This window comes from Pseudomonas sp. GM50 (assembly GCF_000282375.1).
GTDB lineage: Bacteria > Pseudomonadota > Gammaproteobacteria > Pseudomonadales > Pseudomonadaceae > Aquipseudomonas.
Genome location: NZ_AKJK01000037.1, coordinates 1 through 1,443, shown reverse-complemented (window position 1 = coordinate 1,443; position 1,443 = coordinate 1). Strand labels below are relative to the sequence as shown.

The 1,443-nt window shown below is 59.3% G+C and carries 1 protein-coding gene; it reads left to right on the top strand.

The genetic code is table 11. From position 1 onward, the window contains the following. On the top strand, positions 1-1,302 hold a 1,302-nt coding region (locus PMI30_RS23935; RefSeq protein ID WP_008006940.1), incomplete at its 5' end, for a calcium-binding protein. Between the last annotated feature and the right edge of the window lie 141 nt (positions 1,303-1,443).

Sequence of the window (1,443 nt, the reverse complement as noted above, 5' to 3'; positions counted from 1 at the left end):
GCCGGTGGTTCGGGCAACGACATACTGTACGGTGGTTCGGGCAACGACACGCTGTACGGTGGCGCGGGCGCCGACCAGTTCATCGGCGGTGCCGGTTATGACACGGCGGGTTATACCGACAGCACCGTGGCGGTGAACATCAACCTGAAGACCGGCGTGTATTCCGGGATCGGGGCGGGCGACACCTTCACCGATATTGAAGCGATCAAGGGGTCGAGCTACAACGACATTTTCTATGGTGGTTCCGCCGCCATGGGCCTGGACGGTGCCGTTGGGCAGGATCTGGTCAGTTACGAGCTTTCGGACGCCGCGGTGACCATCGACCTGACCACCAATGCCAACGCCGGTGATGCCGCGGGCGACACCTTCACCAACATTGAGTTCTTCCAGGGCAGCAACTTTGATGACACGTTGTCGGGTTCGCGGTTCGGTGACGTCTTTATCGGTGGTGCAGGTGCGGATGTGATTGACGGTCGTGACGGTCAGGACAGCGCCATGTACATCACCAGTGCCACTGCCGTGAACATCAACCTGTTGACGGGCGTCAATCAGGGTGGCGATGCGCAAGGCGACGTATTGCTCAACATCGAGCGCGTAGTGGGCAGTCACTTCGATGACACCCTGACCGGTGATGCCAACGTCAACTACCTTGAAGGCGGGTTGGGTAACGACGTCATCTACGGTGGCGACGGCAACGACTACCTCTATGGCGGGCTGGTGTCCCCGATCGGGCCATTCACGCTGGATGGTCTGATCAATGGGCCGCAGGCTGACACCTTGTATGGCGGCAATGGCAACGACACCATTGTCACCGCGGCCAACGACGAGGGCAGCCAGGCCTATGGTGAAGCGGGGGGCGATGTCATCACGGTGGTTCACGGCATGGCCGACGGTGGTGACGGTAACGATCTGCTGACCGGCACGGGCTTGGGCTTTTCGCTATTCGGTGGTGCTGGCGATGACAAACTGGTGCTGCAAGCCAGCGGGTCTGCCTTTGGTGGCGAGGGTGACGATACCTACAACGTCAACACCTCGGCATTGGTGACGATTCAGGATGACGGCGCCAGCCTCCTCGACAAGCTTGTGCTGTCGTACATCAGTAGTGCCGAACTGCTGGTTGATCGCGTCGGTGATGACCTCTACCTGCACAGATCGAGTGTTAGTCCAGGACAAGTTCCGCAGGAAGGTGTGCAGCTCAAGGACTGGTTTGCCGGTTCCGATACCATCGAGCAAATCCAGACGGCGGACGGACAGCTCTTCAACCTGGCGGCCAACAGCGATGCGTTTGCCATGTTCGGCTGATACCTGAATCAGGCGCCTTCTCTCCTGCAACGGGATTGAAGGTGTCCGCTTTACGCTTGGGGGCGAACCCGGTCTGCATGATCCGGATTCGTCCCTTTTTTGTGCCTTCTATTTGGATTCATGAGCTGGCGCGTTTCCTGC